This window comes from Streptomyces sp. NPDC012794 (assembly GCF_042901085.1).
In the GTDB taxonomy this organism is placed as follows: Bacteria; Actinomycetota; Actinomycetes; order Streptomycetales; family Streptomycetaceae; genus Streptomyces.
The window spans coordinates 158,311-174,897 of the sequence record NZ_JBIBCI010000003.1; the positions used below are offsets into that span (position 1 = coordinate 158,311).

General features: G+C 72.8%; 14 protein-coding genes. 7 read left to right on the forward strand and 7 right to left on the reverse strand.

Features of this window, described 5'->3' with window-relative positions:
- Positions 1-7: 7 nt before the first annotated feature.
- Both ACFY7H_RS06775 and ACFY7H_RS06780 read right to left on the reverse strand, forming a co-directional pair.
- The gene (locus ACFY7H_RS06775) at positions 8-1,165 is read right to left on the reverse strand and encodes a DUF4190 domain-containing protein (protein ID WP_388934122.1); all 1,158 of its coding nucleotides are present in this window, start codon (positions 1,163-1,165) and stop codon (positions 8-10) included.
- A gap of 155 nt (positions 1,166-1,320) precedes the next feature.
- Complete coding sequence (locus ACFY7H_RS06780; protein ID WP_388934124.1) at positions 1,321-2,892, reverse strand: S8 family serine peptidase; 1,572 nt, start codon at positions 2,890-2,892, stop codon at positions 1,321-1,323.
- Positions 2,893-3,133: 241 nt separating this feature from the next.
- Here ACFY7H_RS06780 and ACFY7H_RS06785 point away from each other — a divergent pair, with 241 nt between their 5' ends.
- The 3 genes from ACFY7H_RS06785 (at position 3,134) to ACFY7H_RS06795 (ending at position 6,225) form a co-directional block, all read left to right on the forward strand.
- Positions 3,134-4,255, forward strand: coding sequence for a pyridoxal-phosphate dependent enzyme (locus tag ACFY7H_RS06785; RefSeq protein WP_388934127.1), 1,122 nt, complete (start codon positions 3,134-3,136; stop codon positions 4,253-4,255).
- A 162-nt stretch (positions 4,256-4,417) separates the two neighbouring features.
- Positions 4,418-5,236, forward strand: coding sequence for an isocitrate lyase/phosphoenolpyruvate mutase family protein (locus tag ACFY7H_RS06790; RefSeq protein WP_388934129.1), 819 nt, complete (start codon positions 4,418-4,420; stop codon positions 5,234-5,236).
- 44 nt (positions 5,237-5,280) lie between these two features.
- Positions 5,281-6,225: an EamA family transporter gene (locus tag ACFY7H_RS06795; RefSeq protein ID WP_388934132.1), complete on the forward strand. Its 945-nt coding sequence runs from the start codon at positions 5,281-5,283 to the stop codon at positions 6,223-6,225.
- A gap of 30 nt (positions 6,226-6,255) precedes the next feature.
- Here ACFY7H_RS06795 and ACFY7H_RS06800 read toward each other — a convergent pair whose 3' ends face one another.
- The 4 genes from ACFY7H_RS06800 to ACFY7H_RS06815 form a co-directional block, all read right to left on the reverse strand.
- Positions 6,256-7,035 carry a trypsin-like serine peptidase gene (locus tag ACFY7H_RS06800; RefSeq protein ID WP_388934134.1) on the reverse strand — a complete coding sequence of 260 codons (780 nt, stop codon included), beginning with the start codon at positions 7,033-7,035 and terminating at the stop codon, positions 6,256-6,258.
- Positions 7,036-7,043: 8 nt separating this feature from the next.
- Entirely contained in the window at positions 7,044-8,129 is a 1,086-nt protein-coding gene (locus ACFY7H_RS06805; RefSeq protein WP_388934137.1) for an alpha/beta hydrolase, read from the reverse strand.
- 235 nt (positions 8,130-8,364) lie between these two features.
- Positions 8,365-9,492: an alpha/beta hydrolase gene (locus ACFY7H_RS06810; RefSeq protein ID WP_388934140.1), complete on the reverse strand. Its 1,128-nt coding sequence runs from the start codon at positions 9,490-9,492 to the stop codon at positions 8,365-8,367.
- Positions 9,493-9,627: 135 nt separating this feature from the next.
- Entirely contained in the window at positions 9,628-10,065 is a 438-nt protein-coding gene (locus ACFY7H_RS06815; RefSeq protein WP_388934143.1) for a MarR family winged helix-turn-helix transcriptional regulator, read from the reverse strand.
- Positions 10,066-10,142: 77 nt separating this feature from the next.
- Here ACFY7H_RS06815 and ACFY7H_RS06820 point away from each other — a divergent pair, with 77 nt between their 5' ends.
- The gene (locus ACFY7H_RS06820) at positions 10,143-11,114 is read left to right on the forward strand and encodes an SMP-30/gluconolactonase/LRE family protein (protein WP_388934146.1); all 972 of its coding nucleotides are present in this window, start codon (positions 10,143-10,145) and stop codon (positions 11,112-11,114) included.
- 45 nt (positions 11,115-11,159) lie between these two features.
- Here the strand turns inward: ACFY7H_RS06820 and ACFY7H_RS06825 are convergent, their stop codons facing one another.
- Positions 11,160-13,550 (reverse strand): xanthine dehydrogenase family protein molybdopterin-binding subunit, encoded by a 2,391-nt coding sequence (locus ACFY7H_RS06825; protein ID WP_388934149.1) that lies wholly within the window; start codon positions 13,548-13,550, stop codon positions 11,160-11,162.
- Between the two features lie 283 nt (positions 13,551-13,833).
- On the opposite strand from ACFY7H_RS06825, the gene ACFY7H_RS06830 reads away from it, so the two are divergent.
- The 3 genes from ACFY7H_RS06830 (at position 13,834) to ACFY7H_RS06840 (ending at position 16,554) form a co-directional block, all read left to right on the forward strand.
- Positions 13,834-14,535, forward strand: coding sequence for a PucR family transcriptional regulator ligand-binding domain-containing protein (locus tag ACFY7H_RS06830; RefSeq protein WP_388934988.1), 702 nt, complete (start codon positions 13,834-13,836; stop codon positions 14,533-14,535).
- A gap of 5 nt (positions 14,536-14,540) precedes the next feature.
- Positions 14,541-15,461 carry a PucR family transcriptional regulator gene (locus ACFY7H_RS06835; RefSeq protein WP_388934152.1) on the forward strand — a complete coding sequence of 307 codons (921 nt, stop codon included), beginning with the start codon at positions 14,541-14,543 and terminating at the stop codon, positions 15,459-15,461.
- Positions 15,462-15,600: 139 nt separating this feature from the next.
- Complete coding sequence (locus ACFY7H_RS06840) at positions 15,601-16,554, forward strand: SMP-30/gluconolactonase/LRE family protein (RefSeq protein WP_388934154.1); 954 nt, start codon at positions 15,601-15,603, stop codon at positions 16,552-16,554.
- Positions 16,555-16,587: the final 33 nt, after the last annotated feature.

Sequence of the window (16,587 nt, forward strand, 5' to 3'; positions counted from 1 at the left end):
CAAGACCTCAGACGGATTCCGCCGAAGGCCCGCGCCCCGAACCGGCCCCCGGTCCTCCCGGCTCCGGCCGCAGCCACTCCGGCACCCGCGTCGAGAGCCCGTACGCCCCCCGCAGCGCCTTCTCCGTGTCCACCGACAGCGCCGACAGCGCCGCGTCCCACGCCCGCTGGAAATCGGCCGGCCGCGTCGCCCGGGCCGCCCGCTGCCACTGCCCGCGCGCGGCCGCGACCTGCTTCAGCTGAGCAGCCGCCGCCGGGCCCGTGCCCTCGCGGGAGGTGACGCCCTGGAGCATCCGCTCCTCCGCCGCCAGCGCCTCGTCGACCCCCCGCGCCCACGCCCGGTACTCGGGCAGCGCCTCGTCCAGGTCCTCGTCGGGGGCGCGCCCCAGCGCCTGGTCCGCCGTGTTCAGCGCGCCCAGCAGGGTCACCTGGTCCGGCGTCAGCATGCCCGCGTCCTTGCGCAGACTGCCCCGGTGCTCCTCCGTCGACGTGCCGATGACGCACAGGAGCCGCCGGTCGCCGCCCTGCCAGCTCTCCGCGGTGGGGCTGAAGTAGAACATCTCCGCGTACGCGGGCAGCGCCCACGTGTCCATCGCGTACGCGTCCTGCGCCTTCCAGCAGGTGTCCGTGGCGGTCCCCTTCAGCCTCCCCTTGCCGGGGAAGCCGCCGGGGCCGAGCACCGTCGTGGAGGTCACCTCGGCGTCGTGCACCTGGTCGCAGCCCACCCGGTAGGTGAAGCGGGCCTCGTCCAGGAGGTCGCCGCCAGGGACGTTGAAGCAGTCGCCCTGGCGCAGCTCGTCCATCCCCGTCAGCCGGCCCTCGACGTGTTCGAGCTCCCGCCCCTCGCCGATCCGGCCCAGGAAGTGTTCCGCGTACCGGGACACGCCGGTCACGAGGGCGGCGGTCGTCAGCAGCGAGACCACCAGGCCCACGATCGCCAGCACCCGGCCCCGCTCCCCCTTGCGCGCGATCTGCACCAGCGCCACGATCCCGAAGACGATCCCGAGCGGCGGGAAGCACAGCAGCCCGACCAGCAGGGAAGCCAGCGCGAAGCCGTTGAGCGCGGGCGGGTGTCCGTGGGCGGGCGGCGGCCCCCACAGCGGCGGCGGCGGGGGCCAGGAGTGGCCGGGGCCGGCGGAGGGAGGCTGCGGAGGCGGGATGCTCACGGGGTGAGGTGCTCCATCACGGGGGGCGCGAACGAATGCGCGAAATAGTACGCAGCGGGGGCGACCGAGCAGTCGGTCGCCCCCGCGTTCATCGCGCGATCCAGCCTGTTATCGCGCCCCTCGCCACCCGGTCGCCCGGGCGGAGGCCTCGGGCGTCAGAACTGCAGCGCCCAGGAATCGATCTTGCCGGTGTCGAGGTTGGCGTTGTCGTTCACCCGCAGCTTCCACACGCCGTTGGCCACCTCGGCCGAGGCGTTGACGGTGTAGGTCTTGATGATGTTGTCGGCGCTGCCGCCGCTGCGGTTGTGCAGGTTGTAGGCCGTGCCGTCGGGGGCGATGAGGTCGACCTTCAGGTCACCGATGTAGGTGTGCTTGATGTCGACCGAGACGCTCAACGCCGCCGGGGCGTTGCCCGAGATCCCGCTGACGGTCACCGGCGAGTCCACGGTGGCGTTGTCGCTGACCGCGTAGTCCGCCGTGTTCTCGAACCGGGTGCCCGGGTTCGGCGGCGTGGTGCTCCCGCCCACGTTCAGCAGGCGGTTGGGGGAGCCCGTGCCGGGGCTGGTCACCACGTTCGGGGTGGACGCCGCGACCAGGGCGTCCCGGATCTGCGCCGGGGTGCTCGCCGGGTTCTGCGAGAGGTACAGGGCCGCCGCGCCCGCGACGTGCGGCGAGGCCATCGAGGTGCCGGAGATGGTGTTGGTGGCGGTGTCGCCCGTGCCCCACGTGGAGGTGATGGAGGAGCCCGGCGCGAAGACGTCCAGGACGGAGCCGTAGTTGGAGTAGCTGGCCTTCGCGTCGGTGTTGGTGGTGGCCCCGACCGTGATGGCCTCGGCGACGCGCGCGGGGGACTTGGTGGAGGCGTCGGTGGACTCGTTGCCCGCCGCGACCGCGTAGGTGATGCCGGCGGCTATGGAGTTGCGTACGGCGGTGTCGAGCGCGGAGTCCGCGCCGCCGCCGAGCGACATGTTGGCCACGGCCGGCTTCACTGCGTTGCGGGTCACCCAGTCGATGCCGGCGACGACCTGGGCGGTCGTGCCCGAGCCCTGGTTGTTGAGCACGCGGACGCCGACGATCTTGACCTTCTTGGCCACGCCGTACGCGCCGCCGCCGACGGTACCGGCCACGTGCGTGCCGTGGCCGTGGCCGTCCTGGGCGGTGTTGTCGTTGTCGATCGCGTCGTAGCCGTCGACGGCGCGGCCGCCGAAGTCCTGGTGCGTCTTGCGGACGCCGGTGTCGATGATGTACGCGGTGACGCCCTCGCCGGCCTTGTCCGGGTAGGTGTAGCTCTGGTCGAGGGGGAGGGCCCGCTGGTCGATGCGGTCCAGGCCCCAGGACGGCGGGCTGGGCTGGGTGGCGTCGACGGTGAAGGTCCGGTTCTGCACGACCGACCGCACGGCCGGGTCGGCGGCGAGCTTTCTGGCCTGCGCCTCGGAGACCTCGACGGAGTAGCCGTTGAGGGCCGCGCTGTAGACCCGGTCGATCTTCGCCCCGTACCGCTTGGCGACAGCCTTTCCGCTGTCGGCCGTGGAGCGGGCGGCGGAGTCCTCCAGGGTCACGATGTAGCTGCCGGCGACGGCGCCGGGAGCTCCGGCGTTCTCGATGACGCCCTGGGGGCCGTCGGCCGCGGACGCGGGCAGGGCGGCGGCCGCGCCGAGCGCGAGTGCCACGACGGCGGTGGCGCTGACGCCGGCGATCCTCCGGCGGGTGTGACGCTTCACGGACATGTGGGGGGTCCTCCTCGTAGGGGGTGGAGTGCGACGGCGCGTGCGGCGGTGCGGCGGTGCCCGGACACGCGGGGATTTCCTGTTTGAGGCATGTCCATGACAACGAATCCGCCCCAACGGGCCGTCGTCCCGCAAAGGTTGGCCCACCCGTGCCGCATCCCACAAGAGCACAACGGAGGCACAACGGACGCGTAACATCTGTGCCATACAACGGCCATGAACGAGCAAAGGCGCTCCGCACATGACGCACGCACTTCCCGGTTACGTCTGTCCCGAGGACGGCACGCGCGCGGACGTACGGACCGCCCCGTGGTGCTGCCCCCTCTGCGGCGGCCCCTGGGACCTCGACTTCGCACCCGATCCGGCCATCGCGCTCGAACCGGCCGCCGGCCCCCACTCGCTGTGGCGTTACGCGGCCGCACTGCCGCTGCCGGGGGCGTTCTCGGTCTCGCTCTCGGAGGGGCACACCCCGCTGGTGCCGCTCGCGGAGAGGATTCACGCCAAACTCGACTTCCTGATGCCGACGCTGTCCTTCAAGGACCGGGGCGCGGTCATGCTCGCCGAACTGGCGCGGCGGCTGGCCCCGGAGCGGGTGATCGCCGACAGCAGCGGCAACGCGGGGACGTCCGTGGCGGCGTACTGCGCGCGGGCCGGGCTGAGTTGTGAAGTTTTCGTGCCGGAGGGCACCTCGGAGAAGAAGACCGAGCAGATGCGGGCCCACGGCGCGGCCGTGCGGGTCGTCGCGGGCGGGCGCGAGGCCACGGCGCTGGCCGCGCGGGCCGCCGCGGACGAGCCGGGGGTCTTCTACGCGAGCCACGTCTTCAACCCGTACTTCCTGCACGGCACGAAGACGTACGCCTACGAGATCTGGGAGGCCCTCGGCGGACGCCTCCCGGAGGCGCTCGTCGTACCGGTGGGCAACGGCACCCTGCTGCTGGGCGCCGCGCTGGCGGTGGAGGAACTGGCCCGGCGCGGGGTACGGCCGCCCGCGCTGATCGGGGTCCAGGCGGAGGCGGTGTCACCGCTGGCGGCGGCCTTCGCGGCGGGCGCCGAGGACGCCGAGGCGGTACCGCAGCTGCCGACCCTGGCGGAGGGCATCGCGATCCCGGCCCCGCCGCGGGCCCGGCAGATCCTGGCGGCGGTCCGCAAGTCCGGCGGCACCTTCCTCACGGTCCCGGACGACCGGCTGCGCGAGGCCCAGCGGGACCTGGCGCGGCGCGGCCTGTTCGTGGAACCGACGGCGGCGGCCTGCTGGGCGGCGGTGTGCCCCACCGCCCCCGGCGACCCCCTCCGCGGCCGCACGGCGGTCCTCCCGCTGTGCGGCGCGGGCGCCAAAACGGGCCTGGCCCCCCTCCCTTCCTGAGCCGCGGCGACACCGGCCCCCGGCTTCCGGCCCGGGCGGCTCCGGCCCGCGGCTTCCGGCCCGGGCGGCGGCGGTCCGCGGCGGATCCGGCCGGCAGGCGCCGTGACGTGGGCGTCGGAAAACCGCCAGCCGAGGGGCCGCCCCGTCTGGTCAACTGGCCCCATGACCACCACCCTTGACCACACCGCCCGGGCCGCCGCCTTCACCGCGCTGCACACCGCCGCCGCCCCCCTCGCCCTGGCCAACGCCTGGGACGTCGCCAGTGCCCGCGTCGTGGAGGCCGCCGGGGCACCGGCGGTGGCCACCACCAGCGCCGGTGTCGCCTGGTCGCTCGGGGCCCCCGACGGCGACGCGCTCGCGCGGGAGCGGGCGCTGGACCTGATCGCCCGGGTGGCCTCGGCCGTCTCCGTACCCGTCACCGCCGACATCGAGGGCGGCTTCGCGGCCGACGCCGCCGGGGTCGGCGAGACCGTCACCGGGGTGCTGGCCGCCGGCGCGGTCGGCATCAACATCGAGGACGGCCACCGAGCCCCGGCCGAGCAGGCGGAGCGCCTGGCCGCGGCCCGTGCCGCCGCGGAGGCGGCCGGGGTGCCGCTGTACATCAACGCCCGCGTGGACACGTACCTCTTCGGCCTCGGCGAGAACGCCACCCGCCTCGACGAGACCCTCTCCCGCGCCGCGGCCTACCTCGCCGCCGGCGCCACCGGGGTCTTCGTGCCCGGGGTCACCGATCCCGCCACCGTCGCGGAGCTCGCCAAGGGGATCGACGCCCCGCTCAACGTCCTCGTCGGTCCCGGCGCCCCGTCCGTCGCCGAGCTCGGCGCCCTCGGCGTGGCCCGAGTCAGCCTCGGCTCCTGGGTGGCCGAGGCCGCGTACGCCGTCGCCCGCCGCGCCACCGAGGAACTGCTGGCCGGGGGCACCTACGGGTCCCTCGCCGGCTCGCTGCCGTACGGGGAGCTGAACGCGCTGCTCAAGGGGTGAGAAATCGGGAAGCCTGTAGGGAGCAACGATCGTAGGATCCGGCCATGGGAACCTCGACTCCGATAGACGGCACGGGCGGCGCGACGGCGGACACCGCGCGGCGCAGGACGACCGGGGCGGTGTGGTTCGCGCTGGCACTCGTGTACGTGGTCTGGGGCTCGACCTACCTCGGCATCCGGATCGTCGTCCAGACCATGCCGCCCTTCCTCTCCGCCGGGGCCCGTTTCATCACCGCCGGCCTGGTGCTGGCCGGCATCGTCGCCTGGCGATACGGGCCGGCCGCGCTCAGGGTCACGGCCGCGCAGGCCCGCTCGGCGGTCGTGGTCGGCCTGCTGCTGATCCTGGGCGGCAACGGGCTGGTGGTGCTGGCCGAGACCGCCGTCCCCTCCGGGCTGGCCGCGCTGCTGGTGGCGGCGGTGCCGATGTGGGTCGTGGTGCTGCGGGCGGGCAGCGGGGACCGGCCGTCGCCGCGCACCGTGGCCGGGGTACTGGTGGGGCTCGCCGGGCTGGGGGTGCTGACCAGCCCGGGGCTCAGCGGGGAGGTCCGGCTGTGGGGGGTGCTGATGGTGCTGGCGGCCTCGGTGCTGTGGTCGCTGGGCTCGTTCTCGGCGTCGAAGCTGCCGCTGCCGGAGAACCCCTTCGCGGGTTCCGCGTACCAGATGCTGGCGGGCGGGGTCGGCGGTGTCGTCGTGGGGCTGCTGCGCGGCGAGCAGCGCGGCCTGGACGTGGGTGCCTTCTCCACCGCCTCGTGGGTGGCGCTGGGCTACCTCGTGCTGATCGGGTCGGTGGTCGGCTTCACGGCGTACGCGTGGCTGCTCCAGGCGGCGCCGCTGTCGCTCGTGGCCACGTACGCGTACGTCAATCCGGTGGTGGCCGTCGCGCTGGGCGCGCTCATTCTGGACGAGGCGCTGACCCTGCCGATCGTGCTCGGCGGTGCGATCGTGGTGGCGGCGGTGGGCGTGATCGTCAGTACGGAACGCCGCGCGTAGCCGCGCGCGGCTACGCGCCGGCGGCCCGGCTCAGCCCCTGGACGCGCGCTCGTACAGGGCCTTGGCCCGCTCGTCGTACAGCGCGGCGGTGGAGTCCACGTCCGTTTCCCCGCCGCTGAGCACGCCGATCAGCCGGCCCGGCTGTCCCGTGCCCCCGCGGTCGGCGATCCAGGGGCTGCCGCTGGTGCCGGTCCAGAAGCCCGAGCAGCTGATGTACAGCAGGTCGGGGTCGTCGAGGTCGTGGCGGGTCTGGGTGGTGCAGGACACGGGCTTGTTCTGCGGGTTGTGCTCGGACTCCGGGTAGCCGACGACGGTGACCTCCCGCTCGTACCCGGAGGTCCAGTCGGGCGCGGGCGCCTCGCCCTTGCCGCCGACGGCCTCCTGGACGCTGCGGCCGTCCTCGTCCGGCTCGACGGTGAGGAAGGCGAAGTCGGCGGTGTCCTCGCCCCACTTCGTCCAGCGTTCGTCGACGTGGATCGAGCGGACCTTCCACACGCCGAGGGGATGGGTGCCCGAGCCCTCCCCGGAGAAGGCGGGCGCGAAGGAGAGCTCGCCGATGGCGAGGCCGTCGTGGGCGACCTGGCCCGGCACTCCGTGCTCGCCCGCCGGGGCGACGCAGTGCGCGGCGGTCGCGACGACGTTGCCCTTGGGGCTGTCGACCACGCTCGCCGTGCACCAGTGCTCGCCGTTGGCCATGAGCACGCCGACGGTGGGGAAGGGGTGCACCGGGCGGTCGCCGGGCGCCTTGAGGAACGCGACGGCGCACACCATCGCGATCCCGGCGGCGGCGGCCGCGGTGGCCCCCTTCACCGCGGGGCTCATCGCACGGCGGGGTCGGGTGTCGGTCCTCGCATCACCTTGCTGATCCACTCCAGGGAGCCCTCCCTCATTCCGCGCACGTAGGACTTTCCGTTGTGCTCACCATCCTGGATCACCTGGAGTCGAGTGTGCACGGGGCCCCTGCCGTACTCGCGCATGAACCGCTCGGCCAGGTCGCGGCCGCTCTCCTTGGTGCCGATCTGGAAGTTGATCCACACCTCCGGACCGCCCTCCTTGATCAGCTTCTCGGCGAGCTTCTCGGGGTTGTTCTCGTCCATGGCCTGCTGGTTCCCCTTCCACAGCGGGGAGTCGGGGACGAAGTCGACCCCACTGGCGATGACCGCCTTGAAGCGTTCGGGGTACTTCAGCACGTGCTTGAAGGCGCCGAAACCGCCCGAGGAGGAGCCCATGAAGGCCCAGCCGTCGCGGGAGGTGAAGGTGCGGAAATTGGCCTTCGTGAAATCCGGGATGTCATCGGCCATCCAGGTGCCCATCTTCGGCTGACCGGGGATGTCCGATCCGTCGAAGTGGTGCTTGGTGTCCGCGTTGATCACCGGCATGACGAGGATGAAGGGCAGGCTGGTGCCGGCCTTGACCCCGTCGATCACGGCCTGCTGGAGGCCGAGGCCGGGTCCGGTGCCCCAGTAGTTCTTGGGGTAGCCGCGGCCGCCGGGCAGGGAGATCAGCACGGGGAAGGCGCTCTTGGCGTACTTCGGGTCGTCGTACTCCTTGGGCACCCACACCCACACGTCACCGGTGAAGCCGGACTTCCGGCCGGTCACGGTGGTCACCGCGATCTGCGTGCCGTCCGGCAGCCGGCTGGTGCGCGTGAACTCGGCCTTGGGGCCGGTCGGCATCAGCACCTCGGGGCGGATGTCCTCGGCGGCCGCCGACTCCTGGATCTTCCCGAAGGAGACCGGGTCCCCCACGTCCGAGAAGAGGCCGGCCTTGTACGCCGCACCGCCCCCGGCGGCGAGGGCAAGCGCGAGCCCGCCGCCGATCAGGACGAGGCGCCTGCGCGGGCGTGGGGGGCGACGGCCGCCCTTGGTCAGGGAGCTGCCGTCGCCTTGGTCGTCATACTGCACTGAATTGTTCCCGTTCCTTCTCCGGCGCCCTGGTTGGGCGCGGGTCGGACCGATTGGTCCCCCTTGGCACCTGTACAGAGGTGTGAACGACCGTATGGGTTGCCTGGGACCGGGGCGACGTGGCGAGGGCCACGTGGCGGAGTCCGGCGACGGGGCGGCGGACGGTCCGGCGTGCGGGAACGGGGTACGGAACGGGCCGCGGGAACGGGGCGCGGTCCGGACGTACGGGCTCCGGTCAGCCGGCCTCGGGCTTGGGGCCCTTCAGCACCTTGCTGACCCACTCCAGCGAGCCTTCCTTCATGCCGCGCACGTAGTGCCAGCCGTTGTGCTCGCCGTTCTGGATGTCACGGATGGTCGTCTTGACCGGGCCCTTTCCGTACTGCTGCACGAATTTCGTCATCCGGTCCTTGCCGGACTCCTTCGTGCCCACCTGGAAGTTGATGTAGACGTCCGGGCCGCCGCTCCGGATCAGCTTCTCGGCGAGCTTCTCGGGATTGTTGGCGTCCATCTCCGCCTGGTGGCCCTTCCAGAGCGGGGAGTCGGGGGTGATCTCGCCGCCGCTGGCGATCACGGCCTTGAACTTGTCCGGGTGGTGCAGGAGCGTCTTCATGCCGACGAAGGCGCCCGAGGAGGAGCCCATGAAGGCCCAGCCGTCGCGGGACTTGTACGTACGGAAGTTGGCGCGGGCGAAGTCCGGGACGTCCTCGGCGATCCAGGTGCCCATCTTCGGCTGACCGGGTATGTCGGCGCCGTCGTAGTAGTACTTGTTGTCCGGATTGAGCACCGGCATGATCAGGACGAAGGGCAGGCTGGTACCGGCCTGGACGCCCTCGGAGACGGCCTTCTGGAGGCCGAGGCTGCGGTCGGCCCAGTAGTTCGTCGGGAAGCCGTTGCCGCCGGGGAGGGCGATGAGGACCGGGAAGGCGCTCTTGGCGTACTTCGGGTCGTCGTACTCCTTGGGGGCCCAGACCCAGACGTCGCCCTCGAAGCCCGACTTGGCGCCGGCCAGGCGGGTCTTGGCGATGACGGTGCCGTCGTCGAGCTTGGCGGTCTGCTTGAAGTCGGACTTCGGGCCGGACGGCATCTGCACGTCCGGGTCGCCGGTGGGTCCGGCCGGGGCGGAGGGTTCCGCCTTCTTCCCTCCGGCGCCGGCGTCCGTGGCGGCGGGCGCGGCGGGCTTGCCGAAGCTGACGGTCTCGCCGTTGCCGTCGAACCACTCGTTCTGGTAGGCGGCGAAGCCGCCCCCGCCGAGGAGCAGCGCGCCGGCGACGCCGGCGCCGATCCACATCGCGCGCCGCGACTTCCTGCGGCCCTGCCCCCGCTCGGGCTCACGGCCGGACGACTGCTGCGGGTACTCGTGCACGGACTTGCTCCGAACGGTTCGGCCTGCCCCGGGCGGGACAGTGCGGCTGGACATCCCCTACTCCTGATGTGCGGAGCCTGTGAAAAGTTCCAAATCCTCGCAAAGACCTGCCCGGAACATCAGGTTTCCGGCGGCTCACCGCCGGCCGTCGAGCACCTCCGCGCACCGCCCGAGCAGCTCGATGAGCTGCGTGCGCTCCTGGGCCGTGAGGGCGGCGGCGAGGGCGGTCTCGACGCGGACGGCGCCGGCGTCGGCCAGCTCCATCGCGGCGCGGCCCTCGGGGGTGAGCCGGGTCTCCAGCACGTTGCGGTGCCACTCGTGGGGGGTGCGCTCGATGAGGCCGCGCTCGTGGAGGTTCTTCAGAACGGTGTTCATGGTGGGCGGTGTGACCCCGCAGAGCCGGGCGAGGGCGGCCGCGGAGATGCCCGGCTTCTCGGCGAGCCAGAGCAGGGCCGCGTACTGCGGAACCGTTACTGCGGCCGGCTTGCAGGCGGCGGTCTTCGCCGCGAGGAGCGCCTGCTCGGCGCGCTTGATGTGCGCGCCGATGCGCTCCTCGGGAGGCATGGAGGTCATTGCGGCATCCTACGACCCTTGCCAATCATTAGAGCTCTAACTATTCTGCGGACTCAATGATCAAGAAGGGTTCACCTGTGCGTAAGCTCTCTCACATCCTGCTCTCCGCCGCGGCCGTCACCCTGACCGCGGCCCTCACCACGGGCGCCGCGCCCGCGCCGTCCCCCGTGGGGACCGCGTTCACCCTCCCCGGCTCGAAGGTCTACCCGGAGGGCATAGCCGCCGACCCGCGCACGGGCACCGTGTACGTCGGCTCGTACGCGGACGGCACCGTGTACCGCGCTCGTCCGGGCGCCCGTACCGCCGAGGTGTTCCTCCCGTCCGGCACCGACGGCCGGCGCACGGCGAACGGCCTGCGCGTCGACACCCGGGGCCGCCTGTGGGTCACGGACTCCACGGCCGGGGTGGCGGTGTACGACACGGCGACGGGCACCCGCCTGGCGCGGTTCGAGGCCGCGGCGGACACCCCGCACTTCATCAACGACCTGACCGTCACCCCGGACGGCACCGCCTACCTGACGGACAGCGTCCGCGCGGTGATCTACCGCGTCACCCCCGGACAGCTGCGCGCCGGCTCCGGCCCGCTGACGGTGGCGTACGACCTGAGCGGGCACGTCACCCCGCCGCCGCCCGGCCGCCTCACGCTCAACGGGATCACCTCGGACCGGGCGGGCCGCTACCTGCTGACGGTCGACATGACGGGAGGCGAGCTGCACCGCGTCGACCTGCGCACCGGCGCCCTGAGCCGGGTCGCCCTGACCGGCGGCGACCTCAAGGCCGCCGACGGCATCCAGCTCTCCCCCGCCGGCACGCTCCGCGCGGCGCACAACGTCACCAACACCCTGACCCGCTGGCAGCTCAGCCCGGACGGCACCCGCGCCCGCCTGACCCGCACCCTGACGGACGCCTCCCTCCAGATCCCCACCACCCTGGCCCACACCCCGGGCCGCACCCTGGTGGTCCGCTCCCAGTTCGACAAGGGCGGCCCCCTGACCCCCTCGACCGGCACGCCGGTCACCTTCTCGGTGGCCGCGGTCCGGGGGCTGTGACGGCCGCGGGGGCGCGGCCGCGCCGGCCGACGGGGGCCGGGGCCGTCAGAGGCCGGTCAGGTGCTCAAGGCGGACCGGGGTCTTGGTGAGCTCCAGGCCCGTCGCGTCGCGGATCGCGGCGAGGACGGCCGGCGTGGACGACAGGGTCGGGGCCTCACCGATGCCCCGAACTCCGTACGGCGCTTCGGGGTCGGCCAGTTCGAGGTAGTCGACCGGGATCGTCGGGGTGTCGAGGATCGTCGGCAGCAGGTAGTCCGTGAAGGAGGGGTTGCGCACCTTGGCTGTCCTCGGGTCCACGATGATCTCTTCCATCACGGCGACGCCCAGGCCCTGGACGGTGCCGCCCTGGATCTGGCCGACCACGGACAGCGGGTTCAGCGCCCTGCCCACGTCCTGGGCGACGGCCAGCTCGACGACCTTGACGAGGCCGAGCTCGGTGTCCACCTCCACCACCGCCCGGTGCGCGGCGAAGGCGTACTGGACGTGGCCCTTGCCCTGGCCGGTGACCCGGTCGAAGGGCTCGGTCGGGAAGTGCCGCCACTCCGCCTCGACCTCCACGACCTCGCCCTCCAGGACGTCGACGAGGGTGGAGAGGACCTCGCCGCCGTCGGTGACGACCTCTCCGCCCTCCAGGAGCAGTCCGGGGGCCGCCCACGCCGGGTGGTGCGCGCCGAACCTGCTCCGGCCGATCTCCAGGACCTTCTCGCGGACGAGCGCGCAGGCGTTCTTCACGGAACCGCCCGTCATGTACGTCTGACGGCCCGCGGAGGTCGAGCCGGCCGATCCCACCCGGGTGTCGGCGGGATGGATGGTGACCCGCTGGACCCCGAGCTCGGTGCGGGCGATCTGCGCGTGGATGGTGACACCGCCCTGGCCGACCTCCGCCATGGCCGTGTGGACCATCGCGACGGGCTCGCCGTTGATGACCTCCAGGCGCACCCGGGCGGTCGAGTAGTCGTCGAAGCCCTCGGAGAAGGCGACGTTCTTGATGCCGACGGCGTAGCCGACGCCGCGGACGACGCCCTCGCCGTGCGTGGTGTTGGACAGGCCGCCCGGCAGCGCGCGCAGGTCGGCCGGGTTGCCGGCGGTCTCCCACTGGCGCCGCGGCGGCAGCGGGCGCGCCTTGACCAGGCGCAGCAGTTCGGCGACCGGAGCCGGGTGGTGCACGACCTGGCCGGTGGGCATGACCGAGCCCTGCTCCATGGCGTTGAGCCGGCGGAACTCGACCGGGTCCATGCCCAGTTTCGCCGCGAGCCTGTCCATCTGGGCCTCGTACGCGAAGCAGGCCTGGACGGCGCCGAAGCCGCGCATCGCGCCGCAGGGCGGGTTGTTGGTGTAGAGGCCGATCGCCTCGATGTCCACGTCGTCGACGGCGTACGGCCCGACCGAGAGGGACGCGGCGTTCCCGACGACCGAGGCCGTGGAGGAGGCGTAGGCGCCGCCGTCGAGCACAATCCTGCAGCGCATGTGCGTGATCCTGCCGTCTCGGGTGGCGCCGTGCTCGTAGTGCAGCTTCGCCGGGTGACGGTGCACGTGGCCGAAGAAGGACTCGAAGCGGTTGTAGACCATCTTCACCGGCCTGCCCGTGCGCAGCGCCAGCACGGAGGCGTGGATCTGCATCGAGATGTCCTCGCGGCCGCCGAAGGCACCGCCGACACCGGCCATCGTCATGCGCACCTTCTCCTCGGGCAGGCCGAGGACGGGGGCGATCTGCTTGAGGTCCGAGTGCAGCCACTGGGTGGCGACGTACAGGTCGACACCGCCGTCCTCGGCGGGTACCGCGAGGCCCGACTCGGGGCCGAGGAAGGCCTGGTCCTGCATGCCGAAGGTGTATTCGCCCTCGACGATGACGTCGGCGCGCTTGCGGGCCGCTTCCACGTCGCCGCGGATGATCGGCTGGCGGTGCACGATGTTGGGGTGCGGGACGTGCTCGGCGTGGTGGTCCTCGCGGTTCTCGTGGACCAGGACCGCGCCCGGGGCGAGGGCGGAGGCCTCGTCGGTGACGACGGGCAGCTCGCGGTACTCGATCCGGATCTTCGCCGCGGCGCGGCGGGCGGTCTCCGGGTGGTCGGCGGCCACGAGGGCGACCGGCTCACCGTGGTGGCGGACCTTGCCGTGCGCCAGGACGGGGGTGTCCTGGAACTCCATGCCGTAGTGCTTCACGGCGGCCGGCAGGTCCTCGTACGTCATGACCGCGTGGACCCCGGGAACGGTGAGGGCCTCGGAGACGTCGACGGACACGATCTCGGCGTGCGCGAGCGTGGAGCGCAGGGTCTGGCCCCACAGCATGCCCTCGTGCCACATGTCCGAGGAGTACGCGAACTCGCCGGTGACCTTCAGGCCGCCGTCCGGGCGCAGCGTCGACTCGCCGATGCCCCCTTTGGTCCGGGAGCCCTGGGTGACGTTGGTGGGGATACCGCTGGTGGTGCCGGCCATGAGCAGACCGCCTCTTCCTGGTGTTCCTGGAGCCGCACCGGCCGGCGCCGGTGCCGGTGCCGGTGCCACGACCCCCGTGCGGGGCACCGTTCGGCGTGGCCGGAGCCAACGCCGGCCGCACGCACAGAAGTAGACACAGCGCCCCGGGGGGCGAGGCAGTCACCGATCGCTCAGAACCGGCTGCTCCGCCGCCTGTGGACGACCGTGCCTTCCGCCCGCCGCACCCCGTTGAACTGCGGTGATCCCTGTCCCGCGAGGTGTACGGCGTGAGAGGGTGACCGTCATGCGGCTGCGCGAACTCCTGGACACCGACGGGCTGGGACTGCGTCTGCTCGTGGTCCCGGACACCGACGGCGGCGTGCTCGACCGCACCGTTCGCGCCGTCCCGACCATCGACCTGGCCGACCCGGGCCGCTTCCTCGACGGCGGGGAGCTCGTCCTCACCGGGCTCGCCTGGTGGCACGGGCCCGGAGACGCCGAGCCGTTCGTACGCGTCCTCACCCGGGCGGGCGTCACGGCCCTGGCCGCGGGCGAGGTCGAGCACGGGCTCGTCCCGGACGACCTGGTCCGCGCCTGCCGGCGGCACGGCCTCCCGCTCATCGCCGTGCGGCCGGAGACCTCGTTCGCCGCGATCACCGAACACGTCCTGCGCCGTCTGCACCGCCGGGACGTCGCCGGCCTCGCCGCCCTGGTCGAACGTCACCGGCGACTCCTGACCGACCGGGCCACCCCCGACTCCGTACTGGAGCTGCTGCGGCACAGCCTCAGCCTCGACGTGCGCGTCCTGTCGGCGACCGGACGCCAGATCGCCGGGGCCCGCCCTCCGCTGCATCCCCGGACGGCGTCGGCGCTGGCCGCGCGGTACCTCGCCGCGCGCCGGGCGCACGAGCCCGCTCCGCACCGGGCCGCGGTCGGAAGCCGCCTCTACTCCCTGGTACCGGTGCGCAACGGCACCGGAGACGCCGCCGAGCTGGGCGACGGCTGATCGCGGTGGAGGCCGACGTCTCGCAGTGGCCCGAGCCGGACACGGAACTCCTCGGCCGGATCGCCGAACTGCTCACCGACGCGCGGTCCGCGCACGAACAGGCGAAGGCGGCCCGCCGCGACCTGGCCCGCCGCAGCCTCGACCTGGTGTGCAGCGGCAGCGTCCCGCCCGAGGAGATACCCATCAGGCTCCGCAGCACCGCGCAAGCCGTCCTCAGCGGGGTCGCCACCTGGCCGCGCTGCCAGTACGTGGTCGCCGGCGGCGCACGGCAGGGGGGCCGCCCGGTCCCCGCGCCGGCGCTGCGCGTACTCCTGGAGGAGGCCCTGGTCCAGCCGGCCGGCCCGGTGCGGGTGGCCGCGGAGGACATCGCCGCCACCGTCGACGGCGAACAGGCCGTACTCCTCGTCCTGATGCCCGAGCCGGCCCCCGGCCTCGACCTCGCCGCCCTGCGGCAGAGGCTCGCCACCGCCCTCGCGCACTGGCTCGGCCCGACGGACAGCGTCTCCATCGGCGTCGGCTCGCCGGTGGCCGATCCCGGGAACGCCCGCCGGGCCCTCGGGGAGGCCCGCAACGCACTGCGGTCCGCCCAGGACGGCCCGGACCGGGTGACCGTACGCGGCCCCGACGACCTCACCGCGCACTTCCTGTCGCTGCTGCCCCTCATCCCGGCCGACGCGCGCCGGTCGTTCGCCGCCCGCCACCTCGGTCCCCTCCGGCACCACGACCGCCGCCATCGGACGGAACTGCTGGCCACGCTGGAGGCGTTCCTGGAGTGCGACGCGTCCTGGACGAGGACCGCCGCCCGCCTCCACCTCCACGTCAACTCCCTGCGCCACCGCATCGCCCGCATCGAACAGCTGACGGACACGGACCTTGCCCTGCTGGAAACCCGCCTGGACTTCCTGGCGGCCCTCCGGGCGACCTGAGCCCCGACACCGCGCTCCCGGATGTGATCCACAACTCTCCATTCGAAATTCTCTTGCAGCTGCCATATCTGATCCTGCAATCTCCCCATCAGGCCGATTCACATTCGGCAGGTGATGTCCTTAGTGAGGAGCGGACCCGATGAGCAGCGAGCACCCGGGGCTGTACGAGATGCTGGACGACCGGTTCCGTACCGGGCGGTGCATGAACGGTGACGAGGCCCTGGAGGTCCTGTACACCGGCTGCCGTTGGGCCGAGGGGCCGATCTACGTGCCGGCCTGGCGCCAGCTGGTCTGGAGCGACATCCCCAACGACCGGATGCTGCGGTGGGACGAGGAGACCGGCTCGGTCGCCGTATTCCGCCGCTCCGCCGGGCACACCAACGGCAACACCCTCGACCGCGAGGGCCGGCTGATCACCTGCGAGCAGGGCAACCGCCGGGTGACCCGTACCGAACACGACGGCACCGTCACCGTGCTGGCCGACCGCTGGCAGGGCAAGCGCCTGAACAGCCCGAACGACGCGGCCGTGAAATCCGACGGCTCGATCTGGTTCTCCGACCCCGACTTCGGGATCACCAGCGACTACGAGGGCTACCGCGCGCAGAGCGAGATCGGCTCCAACAACGTGTACCGGATCGATCCGGCCACGGGCGAGGTACGCCTGGTCGCGGACTGCTTCGGCGCGCCGAACGGGCTGGTCTTCTCGGCCGACGAGCGGCGGCTGTTCGTCTCCGACACCCGGGCGGGCTTCATCCGGGTCTTCGACGTGCGCGACGACGGCACCCTGTCCGACGGCGAGGTCTTCGCCGAGGCCGGGGCCCGGGAGAAGGCCCGCTTCGACAACCTCCGCTTCGACGACGGCGGCCGGCTCTGGGCGGCCGCGATGGGCGACGGCGTGCACTGCTACGACCCCGACGGCACGCTGATCGGCCGCCTCAACGTCCCCGAGGCGGTCGCCAACATCTCCTGGGGCGGCGCCAAGCGCAACCGCCTGTTCATCACCGCGGAGACCAGCCTGTACTCGGTGGTCATGGCGGTCACCGGCACCCACCCCACGGGCCCGGGCCACCGCCCCTGGCCGACCTCCCACTGAACCCCGGGGGCTGCGGCTCTGCGCTTGAACAGC

What these genes read in the sequence shown, in the direction of transcription:
- ACFY7H_RS06780 (WP_388934124.1), bottom strand. Translation starts at nt 2,892, where the DNA reads ATGTCCGTGAAGCGTCACACCCGCCGGAGGATCGCCGGCGTCAGCGCC.
- ACFY7H_RS06815 (WP_388934143.1), bottom strand. Translation starts at nt 10,065, where the DNA reads ATGACCTCCATGCCTCCCGAGGAGCGCATCGGCGCGCACATCAAGCGC.
- ACFY7H_RS06825 (WP_388934149.1), bottom strand. Translation starts at nt 13,550, where the DNA reads ATGGCCGGCACCACCAGCGGTATCCCCACCAACGTCACCCAGGGCTCC.
- ACFY7H_RS06840 (WP_388934154.1), top strand. Translation starts at nt 15,601, where the DNA reads ATGAGCAGCGAGCACCCGGGGCTGTACGAGATGCTGGACGACCGGTTC.
- ACFY7H_RS06830 (WP_388934988.1), top strand. Translation starts at nt 13,834, where the DNA reads ATGCGGCTGCGCGAACTCCTGGACACCGACGGGCTGGGACTGCGTCTG.
- ACFY7H_RS06785 (WP_388934127.1), top strand. Translation starts at nt 3,134, where the DNA reads ATGACGCACGCACTTCCCGGTTACGTCTGTCCCGAGGACGGCACGCGC.
- ACFY7H_RS06795 (WP_388934132.1), top strand. Translation starts at nt 5,281, where the DNA reads ATGGGAACCTCGACTCCGATAGACGGCACGGGCGGCGCGACGGCGGAC.
- ACFY7H_RS06790 (WP_388934129.1), top strand. Translation starts at nt 4,418, where the DNA reads ATGACCACCACCCTTGACCACACCGCCCGGGCCGCCGCCTTCACCGCG.